We start from the raw sequence: 21144 nt of genomic DNA, 5'->3' as shown, positions 1-21144 counted from the left end.
TAGATGAAAAAGCCTGGGATTTAAGTAAGGATAAATATATTGAATTGTTAAATAAAAGTAGCAAGGAGTCGGCGATGTCGGAAATAAATACAGAATTAGATAACACTCAAACATTTGACGCTGCTCAGATAACTGAAAGCGTGGAAGCTGGAGAACAAAAGTTGCCGACGGTTGATGTATCTGCAGACTACGAAGCTTCAAAAGAATTCAGCGTTAGTGAAATCGATCGCACGAGTGCCGGCGCCGAAGCCGCCGCCGCTGCAACTGCACCTAAATTTGAGATTCCCGCTGCTAAAGAAATCCCAATGCCGGCAGATGCACAGGGCAATCCCGATGATTTTCGGTCGATGGCTAAGGAAGTTAACCCCGCAGGTGCACCGGGTAATGTTACTGACGATTTGGTGCAAAAAGCCATTGAAATGGGTACTCCCGGCAGCTAATTTAGAAATGCTCAATTGAGTGAGCGAAAAGACCGCCAGGGACTGAAGTCCCTGGCTAATAGCTCAAGTCCTCTGAAGAGGACTGAAGAATTCATCAGTCCTCTTCAGAGGACTTGCAGCTCTGAGGCAGGGGTTTTAACCCCTGCCGGACTGTGGGTATAACGTTAAGTTTATACCTGCGAACATTTAAGTGTCGCTAAAGGCTTGGTTTTAGGTCGATCGCCCGACAGATTTGGCCGATCGCGCGATCGCCCAAAATTTCGACTACCAAATCCACGCGATCGCCCTCAAGCATCGACTGAATAAATAACTCAGGATGCAGCGCTTTCCAGAAATATTCGACAAACCGATTAATTTCGTCCTCTGACATTCCCGACTTCCCCGCCGCCATCATTTCCCGTTCCGCCTGATTGCGCCACACTTGAGAAAGGCGGTAATCTCGGGGATACAAAACCATCAACCGATCTAATCGGTTCCACAGCGGCAAATAGTCGTGCAGCTTCCCATTCATATCGCGCGCAAACTGACAGTCAGCTTCTGTGGAAATTGGAAACGGTGCAGCCGCCAAAAACTCCTTCAATTTGGCATCAGCGACTGGATTCACGCCGACAAACCAACCTTCAAACAGTACAATATCCGCACCGGAAATAATTTCGGGTTGACTTCTATCTCCCGCACCTCCCCAGGCTGATTTGTCAAAGCGGGGAATTTCTATTTTTGGACGGTCAACTGCTGCTAATTCGCGAGTTTGAGCAGCGCGCAACTCATCTAAAACGGAGATTCCCAAGTCAATATCGTGAGTGCCGGGAGGGCCGCGCCAAATTAAACGCGGGTCGGCTTTTTGGAGCTTTTGGCGATCGGCATAAGTCTTGTAAAGGTCGTCTAAAGAAAGGCTGACTGTAGAATATCCCAATTTTCCCAGAATCAGCCTCAAAACTCGGCATAAAGTAGTTTTTCCCGTTCCTTGCCCTCCTAAAATTCCTTGAATGAGAGGACGCTTTAAACTTTGTTTTTGTGTCGATAATTGGATTGCCAGCGGCAGCCAAAGATTCCACAAAGTTTCGAGAAAAACAGTAGACTTTACCGGGAAAGTATGCAGTTCGTCAACCAGAGAAAAGAATAAATCGGTTTTGTGGCGGACAACATCGGCTGCACTGTCAGGATTAATGTTAAAAGCGCGCGATCGCACATCATCGGCAAGTTCCCAAGAGGCGAGGCGATCGCAATCTGGAGCGCTCGGGCGATCGCCAGTTTGCCATCGGTGTAAAATTTCAACAGGCGTTACAGTCGAGCCAACCATTTTAGATTTTAGATTTTAGATTTTAGATTTTAGAATTCAAGGATGGGAGGATTGGAGGATGGGAGGATGGGAGGATTGAAGACTTGAAGAATTTAAGAATTTTGTATCAGTTTGGAGCGTGCATGGAGTGGCATTATTTTTTTTAAACTTGTATCCAGGACTTACGGAAAGAAACCGGGTTTCTCTGAAAAATCTTCGTTTCTCAACTAAACATCTACGAAGAAACCCGGTTTCTGACCTCGGCGTGCGTCCTGGACTGGTATCAAAACTTTCTAAGCCGAGGCTGATTTTGGGCAAATAATCTCTGCAACCGACAAATATTTTACTATTTTTTAAGAGCCAAGTTTGAAAGCTTCTACAAATAAATTGTAAGTCAGGCCAATTTTCAGAGCATTGAGCATTTCCACCCACAAAGAACCGCCAGCGGGGCGCCTGCTGCCGTAAACCAGCCGGTTCGCCAGCTCCGTCAAAAATACCAACAGCCCCCCCGCGATAATATCCCAATCAGCGGATTGTCCGGCGATGGTAGAAATAGCTGTTCCCAAAAAAGTGCCGAACAGCAGGCTAATTACCAGGAGCGAAATCCGCCGCCAAGGATTGCTCAGCCAGTTTCCCAATTGCTCGCCCAGAACATCAATCAATCTGTTAATTCGGGTATTCTGCATAGAACTTAAAAGTTATGCCGATGATTACAAAAATGCCGGTCGCCAACAACTCCCAATCTTGACCGGGGTCAGTATGCTGCCATATAAAATCTAAAATTTAACATCTAAGATGGTATTGTGCGATCGCCCAGTTATCGCTCTTAACAGTCAAGTAATTAAGTGTAGCTCGATCTTGGGGCACAGCAGCCCCGGGTTCTACATTAAACATAGTTATGACTAATTGCGGGTGTGCAGCCTATCCTTTAAAGCATAAAATTTATGAAGCTTAAAATTTACCAGATATTAATTGGAGCGACGATCGTCCTAATTACAGGAATGTTTCTCGGACGTTTTGAAATCACCATCTCCAACGGTGCAAACCGGCCGAGCGATTTGCGCTCCCCAGCCACCGCACTCCCCCCAACACCCCCCGTTTCCCCAGTCGCCACAGCTTCCCCAGACACCGCTCAAGGGCGCAAAGCCGACTTACCCCCAGAACCAGAAGAAGAAAGCAATTCCTCAATCCCTGCAAATGCCGCATCCGCCGGCAGCCTGCGCGTCAGCAACCGCAGCGAACACCCGGTGCGAGTGGCGCTGCTGTCGAAACGGGAAGCCGAGAAATCCTACGCCAAACCGGCTCACTGGGATTTTGCACCCGGGGAAGGCGGCGGCAAGGGACTGATGCTATCGCTGCCGGAGGGCAAGTTACAAGTCAAACAGGGAGACATTCTGGTGGTTTTTGCTCAGGATGGTTCCCGCCGCTACTGGGGGCCTTACGTCGCCGGAGAGACAGCCTCGCCCGCTTGGAACGCCACAGCCGGAGAATGGCATTTAACTTTGCAGCCTTGAAGGAAGAAGGAAGAAGTCCGATGGAAGTCGGAAGAAGGAAGAAGACATACATAGCAAGCTGGATCGATCGATATGTGACGGATTAAGTGGATTTTACTGAGGTGCGCCCCGATATTTTGGTTGAGAAACCCGGTTGCTCAGCTATTGTTGAGAGCGGTGCAAGAGGTGAGTTGAAGGGGGTGCGATCGAATTCCCAGTTTCGAGAAGGCAATTTTTCGGTAGACTTCTATGCGAGTTAAAATTTTAAATCTAAAATCGCAGGAAGTTTGGGTGAAGGAAGTTATTAAAAATTTGTCAGAATATTACAGGAATCGCCCGTTAGCGAAGCCCTCGAAGAGGATGGCACCTTTGTTGCTGTCGCTGCTGTGGCTGTGCGCGATCGCCTGGGTGGCTTTCTTGTGGAATCTCGGCAACATCGGCTTAGTTGACGAAACCGAACCGCTGTTTGCTGAAGCCGCCCGTCAAATGACGGTGACAGGGGATTGGATCACTCCTTATTTCAACGGCGAAACCAGGTTTGACAAGCCGCCGTTGATTTACTGGCTGATGGCGGTGGCTTACCGCACTCTGGGGGTGAACGAGTGGGCTGTGCGCCTTCCGTCGGCCTTGTGCGCGATCGCCCTGACTTGCCTCGGATTCTATACCCTATCGAAGACAGAAGGTTTCCGAAGGAAGAAGGAAGAAGGAAGTTCGGCAACGAGCACGCGATCGGATGTAACGGATGTAAGGGAGAAGTCTGAGGGAATATTTTCCCAATCTCCCAATCTCCCCCTCTCCCAAACTCCCACTCCCCCCCTCTCCCCCTCTCCCCCTCTCCCGCTGTTTCTTTCTACTCCTTGGATTGGTGCGGCGCTAATCGCTTTAAATCCCCAAACTATTGCCTGGGGGCGGACTGGCGTTTCAGATATGCTATTAGTCGCCTGTATGTGTTCGGCACTTCTGGCATTTTTCCTCGGTTACACGCTAGAAGAACAGAGAGAAAAAGCAGAATTTCCCACAGTTTCTGCTGCGCGATTTCCCAATAAATGGTATCTGACTTGTTACGTACTAATTGCCTTAGCAATTCTGGCTAAGGGGCCTGTGGGAATTGTCGTACCAGCGCTGATTGTTGGTAGCTTCGGGCTGTATTTGGGAAATTTTCGACAACTTTGGCGCGAAATGCGTCCGCTGTCGGGAATCTTGATTATTTTGGCGATCGCCCTGCCTTGGTACATTCTGGTGATATTAGCCAACGGTGAAACTTATATTGACAGTTTTTTCGGCTATCACAATTTCCAGCGTTTTACTGGAGTAGTCAACAAGCACTCGGCGCCTTGGTATTTTTACTTTTTTGTAGTGCTAGTTGGTTTTGCGCCTTGGTCGATTTATTTGCCCGTGGCGATCGCCCGTACCCGTTTTTGGCAGCGCAGTTACTGGCGCCGCCAACCGCGATCGGCACAGTTAAGTTTATTTGCCCTATTTTGGTTCGCCTGCATCTTTGGCTTTTTCACGATCGCCGTGACAAAATTGCCCAGTTATGTATTGCCTTTACTGCCGGCCGCTGCGATTTTGGTAACGCTGCTGTGGAGCGATATTATTGCAGGTAATGAACCAAAAAACCGACTGGCAAAGTTAGAAAAAAAACCGAATTGTTTACCGCGAGGGCTGTTAGTTACATACATTTTCAATGTCGTATTTTTATTGATTGTAGCCGGAGCAACTTTCTACTGCTACCACTGGCTGGGAGACGATCCGGCAATGCCCAATTTTCCCCAAGCAATTCAGGAGTCGGGATTGCTGATTGTCGGCGGTGCGATTTGGATAACTGCGGCTGGGGCGATCGCGCTTTTACTCTGGAAGCGGCAACAACGCTGGATTTTGGTTGCTAACTTCATCGGGTTAGTAGCATTTATCATCTTTGGTCTTACTCCCGCCTACAATTTAGTCGATATCAACCGCCAGTTACCTCTGAGAGAGTTAGCGAAGGTTGTTCTTCAACAAAAACTGCCTGGAGAAGAGTTGATGATGATTGGTTTCTGGAAACCAAGTTTAGTTTTTTATACCCAAGATCCTGTTACTTTCTACCGACTTCCCAGAGGGGCGAAGGACTACATCGAGGAATCCAACAACCATACTTCTCCGACGATTATGGTGTTGGGATATCCACACAAGTTTGTGGAATTCGGATTGCAGCCAAATCAATATCAGTTGTTGGACAGTCGGGGCGCGTACCAACTCGCCAGGGTTCCGAGAAAGGCGTTTTTGAAATAGTGTATTGTACTGCGGCTTTGGCAATTGAAAGTCATTCATATAAAGTATGATGTTGAAGTTGCGGTATAATCTAGTCAACAGCGATAATAGATAGGATGCCATTTTAATTGTAAGAGTGTGGTAGCCATGACGCTTGTTACTCGATCGCGCGTTAGCGAAGCCCTCGAAGAGGATCGCCAAGTTGAAAACCTTGTCTGCCAGCGAGCAAGATGCCCTCGCTTCAATGATTCTGGAAGAACTGGAAGACGATATGCGCTGGGATAAAGCATTCTCCCGTTCCCCAGATGCTCTTGCTAAACTCGCAGCCACCGCAATGGCTGAGTATCATGCAGGTCAAACCCAAGAACTCGATCCAGAAACATTGTGAAGTCACGCACTACAACCGAGTTCCGCAGATTATTTGCTGATTTACCCGAACAAGTTCAACAGCAGACACGCGCGGCGTATCGCCAGTTCAAGGAAGACCCAAGTCATCCAAGCCTGCGTTTCAAGAAGGTGCATCCAGACTTACCAATCTACTCAGCCCGAATTAGCAAAAACTATCGAGCAGTTGGTCAGTTGGATGGAGACACTGCAATCTGGTTTTGGGTTGGTTCACCCTCCGTGTACGACAAGTTTCTGGGGCAGTTGTAGCAGTGTCTGCCGCCAGCCAATATCAATTAGAAAAGTGTATTTAGACAAGTGGAAAATTATGATCCCAATTAATGAAGCTCAACAGCAGTTGCAGCAGTTAATAGATTCCGTGAGTCAGTCGCATCAACCGATCGCGATCGCAGGACAGACTAGCAATGCAGTCTTATTATCTGAATCTGATTGGGCATCGGTTGCCCGTGAAACACTGTATTTGCTGTCAGTACCGGGGATGCGGGAATCGATTCGGGAAGGACTGGCAACACCAATTGAGGAGTGCGATCCTCTTCTGCAAGCTTCGCTAACGGGAGTTACAGTGGTGAGTTGGGATCTGGTATACACCAAACAGGCACAAAAAGATGCCAAAAATCTGGCTTCTAGCAATTTACGAGACAAAGCGCAAACGTTACTCGACATCATTCAAACCAATCCGTTTCAGAATCCGCCACCCTACGAGAAATTGGTGGGAGATTTGGCAGGTGCATATTCACGGCGAATCAACATTCAGCATCGTCTGGTGTACGAGGTGATTGAGTCTGAGAATACGGTGAAAATTTTGCCGGTGTGGACGCATTATGAGTAGTGTTTCTAATCGGTTAAGCAATACAGGGGTAGAGCGATCGCAGCCTTGGAATAAACAGGGCGATCGAATCTGGGCTTTCCGGCCCGCGCCACAAGAGTTTAAGTAAACAGTAGCTGACAAATTAAATGCGCGACAGCTTAGGACAATATTGGCTGTGGAAACGAAAAATCTCGGAAGCAACCGGGTTTCTGAGGAGGATTGCGTAAATCTCGAACTAATGACTGATGACAGACGGCTACTAAAAGATGACTAATGAATTAGGATTTAGGATTTAGGATTTAGGATTTAGGATTTAGGATTTATGGACGCACTAATCGGCAAAAGTTTACAGGGCGGAAAATATACCCTCGAACAAGAACTGGGGCGAGGCGGCTTTGGGATTACTTTCAGGGCAAATCACCGGTATTTAGGACAGCCGGTGGTGATTAAAACCCTCAACGAATCTCTGCGGCGCGATCCCAAATTTGCCGAGTTCGATCGCAAATTCCAAGACGAAGCAAGGCGGTTGGCTTCCTGCGTCCATCCGAATATAGTGCGCGTCAGCGACTTCTTTGTCGAAGACGGACAGCCTTACATGGTAATGGACTACATAGCCGGTCAGAATTTGGGCGATGTAGTCGGTACAAACAATCCCCTCCCAGAAAATCTCGCAATTCTCTACATCACTCAAATTGGGGCTGCTTTGAAAGCAGTTCATCAAAAGGGTTTGCTGCACCGAGATGTCAAGCCGCAAAACATTCTCTTGCGCCAAGGTACCCAGGAAGTCGTGCTGATTGATTTTGGCATTGCCCGCGAGTTTACAAACGGTGCAACCCAAAATCACACTAATATGGTGTCCGACGGTTACGCACCCCCAGAACAGTATTTCGCCCAAGGAAAATATACGCCAGCTACCGATGTTTACGGGCTGGCGGCGACGCTTTACACTTTACTGACAGCACAGGTGCCGGTGGCTGCAATTTTGCGTACCAGCCAGCCGATGCCTTCACCCCGGGACTTGCGGCCTCAAGTGAGTCCTACTGTCAGTCAAGCGGTGATGCGGGGGATGACTGTAGAGGCTCAAAATCGCCCTGCTAGCGTGGATGAGTGGTTGTCGCTGCTGCACGGGCAGGGTGCAGCAGCGTCGCCGGACACCGGGCCGACGGTGGCGGTGATGCCGGGACACGGCCCTCAGTCGCCTGCAACTCTCAAAACAGCGCCTGCTGCGGTGACGAATGGGGAAGGAAACCGCAAGGTTTGGTTGATTTTGGGGTTGGTGGCGATCGCACTTCTATTCGCTGGTTTAGTGGGTGTGGCGAGGGTTTTCCTCAACCGGCAGTCTCCCGATCCTGCACCCGTGGCGAAGGACGATCGCACTTCCACCCCCGCAGATCCAGAGGCGCGCACGGGCCCCGCACCAATTCCCACTCCAACACCCGCACCAATTCCCCCTCGCCGAGAAACTCCGCCGCCTGCTGCTGAAACTCCAACTCCGGCCCCAACTCCAACTCCAACTCCAACTCCGGCCCCAACTCCAACTCCAACTCCGGCCCCAACTCCGGCCCCAACTCCAGCCCCAACACCTGAGGCTGCCGAACCCACACCAACGGAAAAACTGGTTGACAAGGAGTTGCCGCCCGATCGATCGCCCCCACCCAGCGAACTACCAGGAACCGGTTATCAGAAGACTCCCACTATCCCAGGGTTTGCGGTGGGTACGCCGGAAAGTCAGATTGTAAGTGCATTGGGAGATCCGACTGACTCTCAATCCCGCGGCTATTGGCCCAATACTCGCACCGCACTTTACGAATTGCTGCCGAACCGGGTGACTCTCGGCTATATTTACGATCGCGATTCCGACAAGTTAGTGCAAACAGAGGGTTCTTTTGCCCCGACGGTGGACGATTTGGTAGTGCGAACCGCCTTAAACGGGATGGTGGGCGGCGCCGATCGGGAGATTTTGGAAGGGTTCCGGGACGTGCAGCAGCGCCGCACCAATCGGTTTAATTTTCAGAAAGGTTCGTTGAAAGGGACGATCGAACGCAACGAGCGCGATCGGATTTACATCGGCGTTTGGGACGAAAATTTGCATTAAACTTGTTGGGAATACCTGCTGAGCTTTGTTAGGACTCATGCACGGGTGTTCAGAAACCGGGTTTTTTCACGAAAATATTTGCGCAAAATCCTCATTCTCACAGTTGGCGATCGCAAGTGTCACAATACTTAAAGGTTTTTTAGGTACGTAGTTGCGATGAAAGCGAAGACAGCGCAACTACGTACCTTTTTTAATGTGTCTCGGTTAAAAAACCCGGTTTCTTGGTTGGTAGTGCGACCTGGACTATTTGCCAAACAATCCCCAATCCCCAATCCCCAATCCCCAATCCAAAATCTAAAATCTAAAATCGATTGACGTTACACAAAATATTGGCTATGATTAAAGAACGCACGAGGGGCTGTAATGGTTTCGACAGGGTGGCGAAAGCTGCTCCGTGATGCAGGTCGAGAGGGAGTCTACTCTCGTTAATATCGGCTCAAAAAAAATAGTAAATGCGAACAACATCGTTCCTTTCGCTCGCAAAGCCGTAGCTGTAGCCTAAAAACTTCTCTAGCTTGGTTCAGAGTGTATGCCACCTTACTCCGTTAACGGTAGCATAACAACCCCCAACGGATGCCCTAGCTAGACGTTTCTAGTCGGCTAGCCGGGAAAGCAATCACTAGAAAATCCCCCCATTTGGGATAAAGATGGTTCCCGCCCTGAGGATCAGAGGGGATAAACCTGTGAACGATCGGAAGGTAAATACCCGCTTTGGACGGCAGTTCGATTCTGCCCAGTTCCATCGCAAAGGTGACGTAAAATCAATGGTTGAAGCCATTTGAAAGTCGCTTTACAACATTCAAAGGGCCCGCGAGTTAACTCGCGGGCCCTTTTGTTTGGCATTCAATCTTGATTCAATCTAAAATCTAGAATCTAAAATCTAAAATCTAAAATCTAAAATCTAAAATCTAAAATCTAAAATCGTATAAGTTACCAACCCATTAGCTAGCTTGGGGGATCAGATAATTAGAACTTCACCCGTCCGTGCGTTCGTCGGGGCCCTCGGGCGATATACTTATAGGCGGTAAAGCATTAAAAATCTTTACAAAGTCCCCGCTCTCTAAGCCTACTCCTACGAAGGACGGGTGAAAAATTATATGGCGATCGCTCAAAAGCTGGAAAAATGAACCCAGGAATTGACTTACAAGGAAGTTTCGTAGAAGCCCTCATCAATTTGGGCTTACCGGCAGACATCGCCCACGTGCTTTGGCTACCGCTGCCGATGTTGCTGATGATTGTCGGTGCTGTTTTCGGGGTACTGACTAGCGTCTGGCTAGAGCGGAAAATTTCCGCCGCCGCTCAACAGCGGATCGGCCCAGAATTCATCGGCCCTCTGGGAGTGCTCGCACCCGTAGCCGACGGCCTGAAGTTGGTATTCAAAGAAGACATTGTACCGGCAAAAGCTGACGCGCTGCTGTTCACGCTCGGCCCGGTAATTGTCGTGATTCCAGTGTTTCTGTCCTACTTGATCGTGCCCTTCGGAGAGCATATGCTGATCGCCGATATGGGGACAGCAATATTTCTGTGGATTGCCCTGTCTAGCATTCAGCCGATCGGCTTGCTGATGTCGGGCTATGCTTCTAACAACAAATACGCCCTCCTCGGCGGACTCAGAGCAGCCGCTCAATCCCTCAGCTACGAAATTCCTCTAGCTTTGGCAGTATTGGCAGTTGTGATGATGTCCAACAGCTTAAGTACGATCGACATCGTACACCAACAAGCCGGCTACGGCATCGTCGGCTGGAACGTCTGGCGCCAGCCCGCAGGTTTCCTAATTTTCTGGATCTCAGCACTGGCAGAATGCGAACGGTTGCCCTTTGACCTTCCTGAAGCAGAAGAAGAATTGGTAGCAGGATATCAGACTGAGTACACGGGCATGAAATTTGCTCTGTACTACATCGCTTCCTACGTTAACCTCGTCCTTTCTTGCCTGCTAGTAGCCGTTTTGTACCTCGGCGGCTGGGAATCTCCGATTCCCGTCGGAGTCATCACAAATGCCCTGGGATTGAGCGAGACGACTCCTTGGTTGCAGGTAATTACAGGCTTGCTGGGCATTACAATGACCATGCTCAAAGCCTACTTTTTCCTGTTTCTGGCAGTGCTGCTGCGCTGGACTCTGCCGCGAGTTCGGATCGACCAATTGCTCAATTTGGGATGGAAGTTTTTGCTTCCCGTTGCTTTAGTTAATTTGCTATTGACCGCAGCTTTGAAGCTTGCCTTTCCCTTTGCTTTTGGCGGTTAATTTATAATAGGTAAAGGGCAACAGCTAAAAAAATAGCTGTTAACCAATTACCTATTATCAGTTAGCAATTACCAAAAACTCAAGTACAGAGAGAGAACACGATGCTAAAATTCCTCAATCAAGTAGGCGAATACGCCAAAGAGACTCTTCAAGCTGCCAAGTATATCGGTCAAGGGCTATCTGTTACTTTTGACCACATGAGACGCCGGCCGATTACGGTGCAGTATCCTTACGAGAAACTAATTCCTTCCGAACGTTTCCGGGGCCGAATTCACTTTGAATTTGACAAGTGCATTTCCTGCGAAGTCTGCGTTCGAGTTTGTCCGATCAATTTGCCTGTGGTGGATTGGGAATTTAACAAAGAAACTAAGAAGAAACAGCTCAAGCACTACAGTATTGATTTTGGGGTGTGTATCTTCTGCGGCAACTGCGTAGAATATTGTCCGACAAATTGTTTGTCGATGACAGAAGAATACGAGTTGGCGGCTTACGAACGTCACGAGTTGAATTTTGACAACGTGGCCCTCGGACGTTTGCCGTACAAGGTTACAGATGACCCGATGGTGACACCGATGCGGGAATTCGCTTATTTGCCGAAAGGTGCGATCGACCCTCATGAAGTTTCCTACACCGATCGCCGCGCTGGTCTGCGCCCAGAGGAAATTCAGGAAAGTAAGTAATTAGTCATTAGTCAGCAGTCATCAGTCATTAGTGAAATAACCAACTATTAATGACTGCTATAGCAACCGATGAAAGTCGATTAGGACAAATTGTAGGGGCGGGCTCACCAACAGATAAAGGCACCCAGCCTAGATATATATAAACCCGCTCCTCTCCACTATCCTGGCTGCTGCTATAACTAATGAGTAAAAACGAACAAGAGAAAACTAATGATTGAGGATTAAAGATTGTGAATCTAGCCGAAGGGGTTCAAATTGTTTCATTTGGCATATTGGCTGTAATGATGATTGCAGGAGCATTAGGAGTAGTCCTATTCTCCAACATCGTTTACTCAGCATTTTTGCTGTGCGCCGTATTTACCAGCATTGCCGGTATGTACCTGTTGCTGAATGCTGATTTTGTCGCAGCCGCGCAAGTCTTGATTTATGTTGGTGCGGTTAACGTCTTAATTTTGTTTGCCATCATGTTGGTAAACAAGCGAGAAGACTTCCGCACAATTTCCAACGCTTGGGTGCGTCAAGTAGCAACGGCAGTGGTTTGTGCTGGTTTGTTTGCACTTTTGGGTACGATGGTAGTGTCTACTCCTTGGGCGATTGTGGCGACGGCGGGAGCACCTGCTGAAAGTTCGATCGTGACGATCGCCAAACACTTCTTCACGGACTATTTGCTGCCTTTCGAGTTAGCATCAGTGTTTTTGTTGATGGCAATGGTGGGAGCAATTGTCTTGGCGCGCCGCGATTTCTTTGCGGATGAACTGTCAAGTAATTTATCAGAAACACCAGCTTTTAGTTTACCAGAACGGCCGCGCGAATTAGTTTCGGCCGGCGATGTTTCTGCACCGGAAACAAAGTAATTGTAGGGTGCGCACTGCGCACCTATCTTTTAGTCAGGCGAGAAACCTGGTTTCTGTTCGCAGCCTCTGTATCTGCCTGTTTTGTAGTAATTTAGACTGAGAGCAACTCCAAAAATTTATGCAACTGCAACTCCAGTATTTCCTGTTATTAGCTGCTGCGCTTTTCTGCATTGGCATTTACGGTTTAATTACCAGCCGAAACGCCGTGCGGGTATTGATGTCGATCGAGTTGATGCTGAATGCAGTCAATCTCAACCTGATGGCTTTTTCTAACTATCTTGACCCCGTACAGATTAAAGGTCAAGTATTTACTGTGTTTGTAGTTACGGTAGCGGCTGCTGAGGCCGCCGTCGGTTTGGCGATCGTCTTGGCGATTTACCGCAACCGCAATACCGTAGACATGGAAGAGTTTAATTTGCTGAAGTGGTAATTAGTCAGTTGGCCATAGGCAGTAGGCATTGGTGTCAACTTAAGACTGAAAACCTATGTAAATCTCCCTGGTAGTCGAGTCTAGAACCCCCTAAATCTACGCCGCACCGCGATACTGAGGGATACCCCTCTGGCAATAGTCGCTCCCCTTAATAAGTGGGACTTTGAGAAATACTCTTGTCCCCCCCATGTTTTGGGGGGCTTCACGATTTTTTTGTTATTTGCCTCTCGGAAGGACTTTCTTAGCCCGATCGCGATCGAGTAAACAAACAAACATTTCGCTCTTCCTCTATACAAATATGCGCTGGAATCCGATTCAATTTACCATCACTTCTTTAGCTGTTTGTTTACTGTGCGTTTTACCTTTTGGTAGCTACTTTGCGGTGGCTTCTTGGGCTACCAATGCGCGACCAGGTTATTCTCAGCATCAAGTTATTCTGCCGGCCCTAACCTCTACTAACCATCTTCCCTCCCAACTCCCAACTGCCCAACGTTGGTTGAATCATGTGCAGAATGAACTTCTTCCCTTCTGGAGGATGCCGACTGCCTTAGGAGATCCAATCGGCAATTTCCCTTCAATTCGTTGTAACGATGGAACACTGCTTGACCGTAGCAATCCCTGCGCGGAAATTAAAGACAACAGTTGGCTAATGATGGATCGCAACTATGTTGTTTCTATATCTCGGCAGATCTATGGCTATGGAGTCGCTTTCCACTTAACAGGTGACGCCAAGTATTTGCAGTATGCGAAAGCAGGTGTAGATTATCTGCGTCAGAACAGTTTCGATCGCCAACATGGCGGAGTCTATGCCTTCTGGGATGGTGAAACAAAGTCCTGGCAACCATCGGTTGAGTACCGCAATCCTCAAGAACTGGCTTATTCTCTTCTGGGCATCAGCTTTTACTACTACTTGACCCGTGACCCAGAAGTCTTGCCCGACATTCTAGCCGTTAAAGATTATATTCTCAAAACATACTATAACCCAAAACTGAAGGCGCTACAGTGGCAGTTAAAAGACGGAGACGATGCGAAAGCTCTGGATAAGCGTTTGACTGCTCAACTAGACCAGATGAACGCATACATGGTTCTGATTACTCCAATCCTGCCTGAACCATACCAAGCGGAATGGAAACAGGATTTGGTAGATATTTCAAATATTATGCTTAACCAATTCTATTCTCCTAATGATAATTTGTTTTTTTATGTCGCAAATTCACCCTTAGATAGGGATATCCAAAACACAAAAGTTGATTTTGGACACACTATCAAAGCGATGTGGATGATCCGTATGGCTGGTTTACTTAGTGGCAACCAGACACTCGTCAAGTTTGCCGAAAAAAATGGATCGAAGGTTCTAGAACGAGCCTATCTCCCTAAATCGGGTTCCTGGGCATCCGAAATCAATCAGATGGGTAAAGTTAACGTAAATAAAGATTGGTGGGTCTATGCAGAACTCGACCAATTTGCTGCCTCCCTGGCTCTAGAAAACCAATCTTTAGCAATTTACCTTCCACAAACTTACGATTACTGGTTCAACTATTTTGTCGATCGGAAGTACGGTGAAGTTTGGACGGGCGTTGATGATTCAACGAACAAACCTCTTCAGGAGCTACCCAAACAGTGGCCTTGGAAAAATGCTTACCATTCTTTTGAACGCGCTCTAATTGGCTATATTACGACCTGTCAGTTTCATCAGGAACCAGTGGTACTGTACTATGCCTTCAAGCAAAGGCCATCGGTTAATACAATCCGACCCTATTTCTATAAAGGTAAGATTGATAAAATCGAACCTGTGACTAATCAAGAAACAGACAGTTTATACAGAATCAACTTCTCAGATATTCATTAAGATATGTACATAAATTAATCAAGTGCGATCGCGGAGATGGGTTTTGAGTGTGCGTAGGAACTAGGGCGTGTTTTCAAACCCTTATATCCCTCCCAGCCCCCCTTCAAAAGGGAGAAGCAAAGACATCAAAGTGGGTCTTTTTAAGGGGGATTTAGGGGAATCTTCGAGCCGTGAAGTTCACAATCAGTAGTTTGAAAACACGCCCTAGCGGGGTTCGGGAAGACTGTAGAAGGAAGACAGTAGACTGACTAAATATTAATGACTGATGACTGATGACGGCAGGACTACTGACTAATGACTTCTAGTAATTTCTAGAGTAATTCTACCCCCGAAATCAGGGATAGGGGCAGCAGGTTTCGAGAGTTGTAGTTTAACTTTCTCTACTAACGGTAGTTGTAAAAGCGCTTGGGCGATCGCATCTGCTAACCGTTCGATCAATAAAAACTTGGAGTTTTTGACTAACTCTTGAATCAGAGTAATGGCACTCCGGTAATCCAGAGTATGTTCAATATCATCACTTTTTCCAGCTTTCGATAAATCTAGCCAGAGAGTGACATCCACTTCAAACCACTGCCCCAACACTTGCTCCTCCGGCAAATAGCCCGTGTAGCCGTAGCAGCGAATTCCTGTAAGTTGAATAGAATCCATTGTGAAATAAACTAAAAGTGCATTGCATATACTAATTTACATTGGAACCAGATAAATTTCTCTGTCCTCTCTCTTCTCTGCGTTCTCTGCGCCCTCTGCGGTTCGATCGCTCTTATTCTATCTTTAATATCAAAGCTGCTCTCCCTTCTCCAACCTGTCCAGAAAATCCTCAGCAACCTGACACCATTTATTTCTCATGCCCGCATCTTCTGGCTTTTCTGTCAAGGTGCGACCTTGTAATTCTGGATATTTATTGTAAAATAATTCATCTACTTTATGATAAAAAATATCCGGCTCAATATTAAGATTTTTGCGGCGCTTGCCAATCTTTTCTTGCCTAGCTATTTCTGCATCTAAAGACGTATCTGGAGAATGGGGGATTTGGGGAAATTTTGGCAATTCAGGCAACTTTGGGAGAGTAAAACCAGATTTTATCGCACTAAAGGCTAGAATTCCCGGCAATAAAACCACACTAAAACTCGCTAGGCTTTTCCAAGGAATTAACTTAAATTTGCTGGTGTTGATGTTAACAAGTTGAGGGGTTTGCACCACAGGAGGATGGGTGTTGGTAGCTGTTTGAGTGGTGTTTCTGAAGGGGCGCCCGACAAAGTTCACCGTCACCATTTGGGAGATAATGCTACGAATTTGGGATAATTTGGGGTCTTTGAGGGCTTCGCGGACTTCTTTGGCGGACCCGTAGCGATCGCCCGGTTGTTCTGCTAGCATCTTATCCAACACAGTCCCGAGGTTTTGACTGACTGTGACGTGCGATCGCCAATCCCAAGTTCTGTTATGAATATCGTACAATTTTTGGGGCTTTTTGCCGCTTAGCAGCACCAACGCCGTGACGGCTAAAGCGTACAAATCGCTAGCCGCCGAAACTTTCCCCAGCCGCATTTGTTCTGCGGGCGAATAACCTTGTTTGCCGATCGCCGTAGCAGGTTGTCCGCTAAACTGAAATACGGCCGTTGCTGCGATTTGCTTGACTGAACCGAAATCAATTAAAAAGGGCAGTTTGTCAGCAGTGTGCTGAATGATGTTGTCTGGGGAAACATCGCGGTGAATTAAATTTTTGGAGTGAATGTATTCTAAAACTGGTAAAATCTGAAATAGCAGTTGAGTAACTTCGGCTTCGGTAAAATTTTTATTTTGCTGCTGGCGGGATATAAGTATTTCTTCGTAGGTTTGACCGGGGATGTAGTCTTGAACTAAAAATAAAGATGGATTTCCGTCTAAATCGGTTCGCAGGAGTTCTCGAAAGCGCGGGATTTGCGGGTGTTGGAGGTTGTAAAGCATACTCGATTCGCGATCGAACAATTCGGCGGCTTTCGGGCTTTGGACAACCGGGGAAAACTCTTTGAGCACGCAGTGTTCGCCGTAGCGGTTGATATCCTCTGCGAGATAAGTGCGCCCGAAGCCGCCGCGGCCTAATTCGCGGATGATGCGGTAGCGTTTTTCGAGAGTGGAACCTGGGGCGAGGAGGGAGGAGTTAGACATAAACCACGGCAAATTGTTCGAGTTGGGGAGTCGCCGAGCACAGTATAGCTTATTGTAGCTAAATTTGTTTGAATGCGAGGGCGATCGCTGGATTTAGCCAAAGCTTCCTGCACAACTTCAGCTAATTATGTCAATCTTATCTGATTTGCCAACTAGATTTTGTAGCTTGAGTGAGCAACGAATTGACCCTAAATTTAAGAAAGCTAACACTTTTTATTGAGGTAGTTGCGCCTGATCAACATATGTGCTAATATTTGACAAATAAGTTATGTTACTAATTTTTGTTGATCCTCTAATCAATATGAGTAATTCACAGCCGAAATGGAGTGCAGACGGAAGTAATATTCCTACAATAGATCCTCATACTAAATCCAAACATCAAATTATAGAAAAATACATTGAAAACCTAATATATACACTTTATGAAAAAGCTCGTTTTGGAGAAACTACATTTACTTTTATAGATGGCTTTTGTGGGGGTGGTATGTATAAAGATGATAGTGAGGAATGGGAAGGTTCTCCTATTAAAATTATAAAAGCTGTAAGAAAAGCACATCAAAAATCCAAACGAATTTATTCACAAGCATTAAATGTAAAATTTATTTTTATAGATAGCAAAAAATCGCACCTGAGTTGTCTTAAAAATTATTCAATGATCAAAGCGAATTTAGGAGAATTAGTAGACGAACAACCGCATACATTTAATGAGGGTTATGGAGATAGGATAGAGCAATGTGAATTTCTACAGGGAGACTTTGAAAAATTAGTAAAACCCTGTATTTTTACAGTTGAGACTCGTAGAGGTCATTCTTTCTTTTTGCTAGATCCCTTTGGTTGGACAGATGTTTCAATGGGAACTATTAGAGACTTAAATAATCTCAGGGGTTCGGAAATTTTATATACTTACATGATTTCTTATATCAAAAGATTTCTTCTTGAAAGATACACAACACTGAAATCTGCTTTTGAAGAAGTTCTTGAAGCAGATGGATATTATGAAAAAGCCAACTTAGAAGACACGAGCATGGGAGAACAGTGTTATTTGAGAGACCAAACTGTCAAGCTCTTTATTGAAAGAGGTGAATCAGAATATGTTTTTACTTTTGCACTGATTCCTAAAGGAGAAAGTAATGTATTATACTATCTACTGCATCTTTCTAAGAACTTAACAGCATTGGAAGTTATCAAAGATTGCTTTGATTTAGAGAACAATCTAGATTATCAATACCATTATGAAATATATGGATATGGACTTAAAACTGCTGATTATTATAATCAAAATCAAATTTCCCTCCAATTGAATATAACCAAAGATAGTTATGAAGTTTGTATGGATAAGTTAGATAGAGATGTGGGAGATTTAATCAGAAAAAATCCCGATGGTATTTCTTTTGGAGAAATAAAGAAAAGAACAATGGTACTTAATCCAGCTAACCGAAGGCTCTATAATGAATATATCAATAGATATATTGATTCTAAAGAAATAGAAGTTTGGAGAAAGGATAAGTTATTAAGCGGTAAGCGAGTCACCTTGCAAAAAAATGATATAATAAAGCTACCCCAAAAATATCAAATTTCATTACTTTATAACAGTAAGTTTTTTACATCTGATTCCTAAATAACAAAGACCCAGAAACTCTCACAACCATAAACAGAGGCATATAATGTCTATCGTCAAAGGCACCGAAAAAATTGTCAATCCACTGCAAGAGAGTGCGCTTAATAAGAAGGGACTATGCGACTATGTAATTAACGTAGCCTCTGGTTGTCTGCACGGGTGTACCTTTTGTTATGTACCCTCAACGCCAGCAATTAGAACAAAGCAAGCACAACTGCGGGAAAGGGGAGTAAGCAATCCTCAAATGGACTGGGGACAGTATCTTTTTGTTCGTGAAGAGATACCCGAGTTACTAGAAAAAAACCTAAGTCGGAAGCAGTCTTGGCGCGAGACACCTGAAGGAAAAGGAGTAGTTTTACTGTGTTCGGGTACTGACCCATATCAAAACCAGCAAACGGCCAATGTAACTCGCAAAACCGTCGAGGTTCTCTTAAAATATAACAAAAGAGTCAGAATTCTAACTCGTGGTTTATTGTGGGTAAACGATCTCGAAATTCTCAAAAATCCTAATGTGACAGTTGGCATGAGTTTGCCATACCTAGATGATGACGAGCTGATTCGCAAGATAGAACCTCAATCACCCCCACCTTCTAAACGCTATGAAGCTTTGCTAAAAGGTCATGAAGCTGGATGTAGATTGTATGTTGCAATGGCTCCCACTCCTCCTACCATGACATTAGAGGACTTTAAAAGATATCTAGACAAAATTATGACTGTGAATCCAGAGGTTATTTTTTGGGAACCCATTAATGCTCGCGGGACTAATGGTAAGCGAATGACAGCAGCAGGTTTAGATTTTGCTCATTCAATTATGACTAGAAAATCATGGGCAGAATGTTTTAACAAACAATGGGAATATATTGAAGAGGCAGCGAAAGATGTGGGGTGTGAAGAGCGACTACACATTTGGCCAGATCCCGAACTGAGAGGATATGTGGATGAAGCTAAACTAGAGCGTTGGTTGTATAAACCGACAGTAGAAAAGTGGGATAGTCTCACAGCTTTACGGACTAAGAGAAAATCTAGCAGCACCAAGCGTAAGAATTACTCAAATGCTTACAAATCCTGATGAGTAAACCCCTTCGCATCTTTCCCTACATAACTCGCGGCAATATGGCCATCTCCAACCACTCGATACTTATAGGTAATCAATCCTTCTAAACCAACCGGCCCGCGAGGCGGCATTTGCTGCGTGCTAATCCCCACTTCTGCGCCGAAACCGTAGCGGAAACCGTCGGCAAATCGAGTCGAACAATTGTGATAAACTCCGGCCGCATCTACTCCATTTAAAAATGTTTCGGCGGCTTCACTGTCTTCGGTGACAATTGCATCTGTGTGTCTAGAACCGTAAGTATTGATATGGTTAATTGCCTCTTCCACAGAATCTACTATTTTGATTGACAAAATCAAATCGCTGTATTCTGTAGACCAATCTGTTTCTGTTGCTGGGGCAATATCCAAGATTTCGCGGGTGGTTTCGTCTCCTCGCAGTTCGACTTTTTTCTGCTGCAAAGCTTGGGCGACAGCGGGCAGGAAAACGGGGGCGATCGCACTGTGAACTAACAAGGTTTCAATGGCATTGCAAGCGGCCGGATACTGAGTTTTGGCATCGACCGAAATCTCTACTGCTTTCTGAATATCCGCTGCTTTGTCGGCGTACAAATGACAAATCCCGTCGGCGTGTCCCAAGACGGGAATTCTGGTATTTTCCTGCACGAACCGCACGAAGGAATTGGAACCTCTGGGAATAATTAGGTCTACGTATTCATCCATTTTCAGCAGTTCGATTGTTTCTTCCCGCGTGGTGAGCAACTGCACGGCGGCGGGATTCACTGCGGTTTCTGCTAATGCTTGGTGGATGACTTTTGTCAATATTTCGCAGGAACGGACGGCTTCTTTGCCGCCTTTGAGAATGACGCCGTTGCCGGATTTGATTGCCAAGGATACTATCTGAATTAAGGCTTCTGGGCGCGCTTCAAAAATAATGCCTAAAACGCCTAAAGGACAGGTAACGCGCTTCAGAATTAATCCTGCATCTAATTCGCGGTGGATTTGCACGGAACCTACGGGGTCTGGGAGTTTGGCAACATCTCGCACGCCTGCGATCGCACTTTTCAACTTTACTTCATCCAACTTCAGGCGATCGTACAGCGGTTTGGCAATTCCATCCGCCTCAGCAGCTTGGCGATCGGCCGCATTCGCCGCCAAAACATCCGGCGCCGCAGCTTCTAAAGCTTTAGCAATAGCCTCAATAGCTTGATTTTTGGCATCGGCGGACAAAACTGCTAACTTTCTAGCAGATGCGCGCGTTTTTTGGGCAATTTCAATAATAGACATAGCGTTCATTCAGTTGACAGTTGACAGTTGACAGTTGACAGTTGACCGCTTGAGGGCGACTTCTACCTGGAATCAAGACGATTGGAGTAATCAATTGTCTGATTTTAATTTCTCCATATAAGGCTTGGGGCTTTAAACCAATTCTTTCTGGTAACTTTTAAATAGTTGTGATTTTTGGGTTTTGAGGGAGAAATTGAATTCCCGGAAATAAATTGGGCG

At 46.2% G+C, this 21144-nt stretch carries 20 protein-coding genes and 1 other RNA gene; 16 read left to right on the top strand and 5 right to left on the bottom strand.

Annotation, left to right across the window (positions count from 1 at the left end; all coding sequences use genetic code 11):
• Nucleotides 1-74: 74 nt before the first annotated feature.
• Nucleotides 75-440: a hypothetical protein gene (locus QUB63_RS04120; protein ID WP_332943528.1), complete on the top strand. Its 366-nt coding sequence runs from the start codon at nt 75-77 to the stop codon at nt 438-440.
• Between the two features lie 196 nt (nt 441-636).
• On the opposite strand, the gene QUB63_RS04115 is transcribed toward QUB63_RS04120, so the two are convergent.
• Both QUB63_RS04115 and QUB63_RS04110 read right to left on the bottom strand, forming a co-directional pair.
• The gene (locus QUB63_RS04115; protein WP_332943527.1) at nt 637-1740 is read right to left on the bottom strand and encodes a glycerate kinase; all 1104 of its coding nucleotides are present in this window, start codon (nt 1738-1740) and stop codon (nt 637-639) included.
• A 332-nt stretch (nt 1741-2072) separates the two neighbouring features.
• Nucleotides 2073-2405 (bottom strand): DUF565 domain-containing protein, encoded by a 333-nt coding sequence (locus QUB63_RS04110; RefSeq protein ID WP_332943526.1) that lies wholly within the window; start codon nt 2403-2405, stop codon nt 2073-2075.
• Between the two features lie 258 nt (nt 2406-2663).
• On the opposite strand from QUB63_RS04110, the gene QUB63_RS04105 reads away from it, so the two are divergent.
• From QUB63_RS04105 to QUB63_RS04045, 13 genes are all read left to right on the top strand, one after another.
• Nucleotides 2664-3233, top strand: coding sequence for a hypothetical protein (locus QUB63_RS04105; RefSeq protein ID WP_332943525.1), 570 nt, complete (start codon nt 2664-2666; stop codon nt 3231-3233).
• Nucleotides 3234-3319: 86 nt separating this feature from the next.
• Complete coding sequence (locus QUB63_RS04100) at nt 3320-3472, top strand: hypothetical protein (protein ID WP_332943524.1); 153 nt, start codon at nt 3320-3322, stop codon at nt 3470-3472.
• Nucleotides 3462-5483 (top strand): ArnT family glycosyltransferase, encoded by a 2022-nt coding sequence (locus QUB63_RS04095; protein WP_332943523.1) that lies wholly within the window; start codon nt 3462-3464, stop codon nt 5481-5483. The genes QUB63_RS04100 and QUB63_RS04095 overlap by 11 nt, the downstream gene beginning before the upstream one ends.
• A 181-nt stretch (nt 5484-5664) precedes the next feature.
• Nucleotides 5665-5850, top strand: coding sequence for a hypothetical protein (locus QUB63_RS04090; protein WP_332943522.1), 186 nt, complete (start codon nt 5665-5667; stop codon nt 5848-5850).
• Entirely contained in the window at nt 5847-6116 is a 270-nt protein-coding gene (locus tag QUB63_RS04085; protein WP_332943521.1) for a ParE family toxin-like protein, read from the top strand. The genes QUB63_RS04090 and QUB63_RS04085 overlap by 4 nt, the downstream gene beginning before the upstream one ends.
• A gap of 58 nt (nt 6117-6174) precedes the next feature.
• The gene (locus QUB63_RS04080) at nt 6175-6696 is read left to right on the top strand and encodes a Txe/YoeB family addiction module toxin (protein WP_332943520.1); all 522 of its coding nucleotides are present in this window, start codon (nt 6175-6177) and stop codon (nt 6694-6696) included.
• Between the two features lie 301 nt (nt 6697-6997).
• Nucleotides 6998-8770, top strand: coding sequence for a serine/threonine protein kinase (locus QUB63_RS04075; RefSeq protein WP_332943519.1), 1773 nt, complete (start codon nt 6998-7000; stop codon nt 8768-8770).
• 354 nt (nt 8771-9124) lie between these two features.
• Nucleotides 9125-9515: a transfer-messenger RNA gene (gene ssrA / locus QUB63_RS04070) on the top strand.
• A gap of 378 nt (nt 9516-9893) precedes the next feature.
• Nucleotides 9894-11012, top strand: a complete 1119-nt coding sequence (gene nuoH, locus QUB63_RS04065; RefSeq protein WP_332943518.1) for an NADH-quinone oxidoreductase subunit NuoH — start codon at nt 9894-9896, stop codon at nt 11010-11012.
• A 101-nt stretch (nt 11013-11113) separates the two neighbouring features.
• Nucleotides 11114-11692, top strand: a complete 579-nt coding sequence (gene ndhI, locus QUB63_RS04060) for an NAD(P)H-quinone oxidoreductase subunit I (RefSeq protein WP_332943517.1) — start codon at nt 11114-11116, stop codon at nt 11690-11692.
• 230 nt (nt 11693-11922) lie between these two features.
• A complete protein-coding gene (locus QUB63_RS04055; protein WP_332943516.1) occupies nt 11923-12546 on the top strand; it encodes an NADH-quinone oxidoreductase subunit J in 624 nt (207 codons plus the stop codon).
• A gap of 124 nt (nt 12547-12670) precedes the next feature.
• The gene (gene nuoK / locus QUB63_RS04050) at nt 12671-12976 is read left to right on the top strand and encodes an NADH-quinone oxidoreductase subunit NuoK (RefSeq protein WP_332943740.1); all 306 of its coding nucleotides are present in this window, start codon (nt 12671-12673) and stop codon (nt 12974-12976) included.
• A 298-nt stretch (nt 12977-13274) separates the two neighbouring features.
• Nucleotides 13275-14825 (top strand): AGE family epimerase/isomerase, encoded by a 1551-nt coding sequence (locus tag QUB63_RS04045; protein WP_332943515.1) that lies wholly within the window; start codon nt 13275-13277, stop codon nt 14823-14825.
• A gap of 291 nt (nt 14826-15116) precedes the next feature.
• Here the strand turns inward: QUB63_RS04045 and folB are convergent, their stop codons facing one another.
• Together folB and QUB63_RS04035 are read right to left on the bottom strand one after the other, a co-directional pair.
• On the bottom strand, nt 15117-15473 hold the full coding sequence (gene folB, locus QUB63_RS04040) for a dihydroneopterin aldolase (protein WP_332943514.1): 357 nt from the start codon (nt 15471-15473) through the stop codon (nt 15117-15119).
• 129 nt (nt 15474-15602) lie between these two features.
• On the bottom strand, nt 15603-16970 hold the full coding sequence (locus tag QUB63_RS04035; protein WP_332943513.1) for a serine/threonine-protein kinase: 1368 nt from the start codon (nt 16968-16970) through the stop codon (nt 15603-15605).
• Between the two features lie 268 nt (nt 16971-17238).
• Here QUB63_RS04035 and tcmP point away from each other — a divergent pair, with 268 nt between their 5' ends.
• Nucleotides 17239-18588, top strand: coding sequence for a three-Cys-motif partner protein TcmP (tcmP, locus tag QUB63_RS04030; RefSeq protein WP_332943512.1), 1350 nt, complete (start codon nt 17239-17241; stop codon nt 18586-18588).
• A 46-nt stretch (nt 18589-18634) separates the two neighbouring features.
• Nucleotides 18635-19657 carry an SPL family radical SAM protein gene (locus QUB63_RS04025; protein ID WP_332943511.1) on the top strand — a complete coding sequence of 341 codons (1023 nt, stop codon included), beginning with the start codon at nt 18635-18637 and terminating at the stop codon, nt 19655-19657.
• Here QUB63_RS04025 and QUB63_RS04020 read toward each other — a convergent pair.
• A complete protein-coding gene (locus QUB63_RS04020; RefSeq protein WP_442921752.1) occupies nt 19645-20934 on the bottom strand; it encodes a glutamate-5-semialdehyde dehydrogenase in 1290 nt (429 codons plus the stop codon). The genes QUB63_RS04025 and QUB63_RS04020 overlap by 13 nt on opposite strands.
• Nucleotides 20935-21144: the final 210 nt, after the last annotated feature.

The sequence above is a fragment of the Microcoleus sp. ARI1-B5 genome (assembly GCF_036705795.1).
GTDB lineage: Bacteria > Cyanobacteriota > Cyanobacteriia > Cyanobacteriales > Microcoleaceae > Microcoleus.
This window is presented reverse-complemented; position numbering and strand designations above follow the sequence as displayed.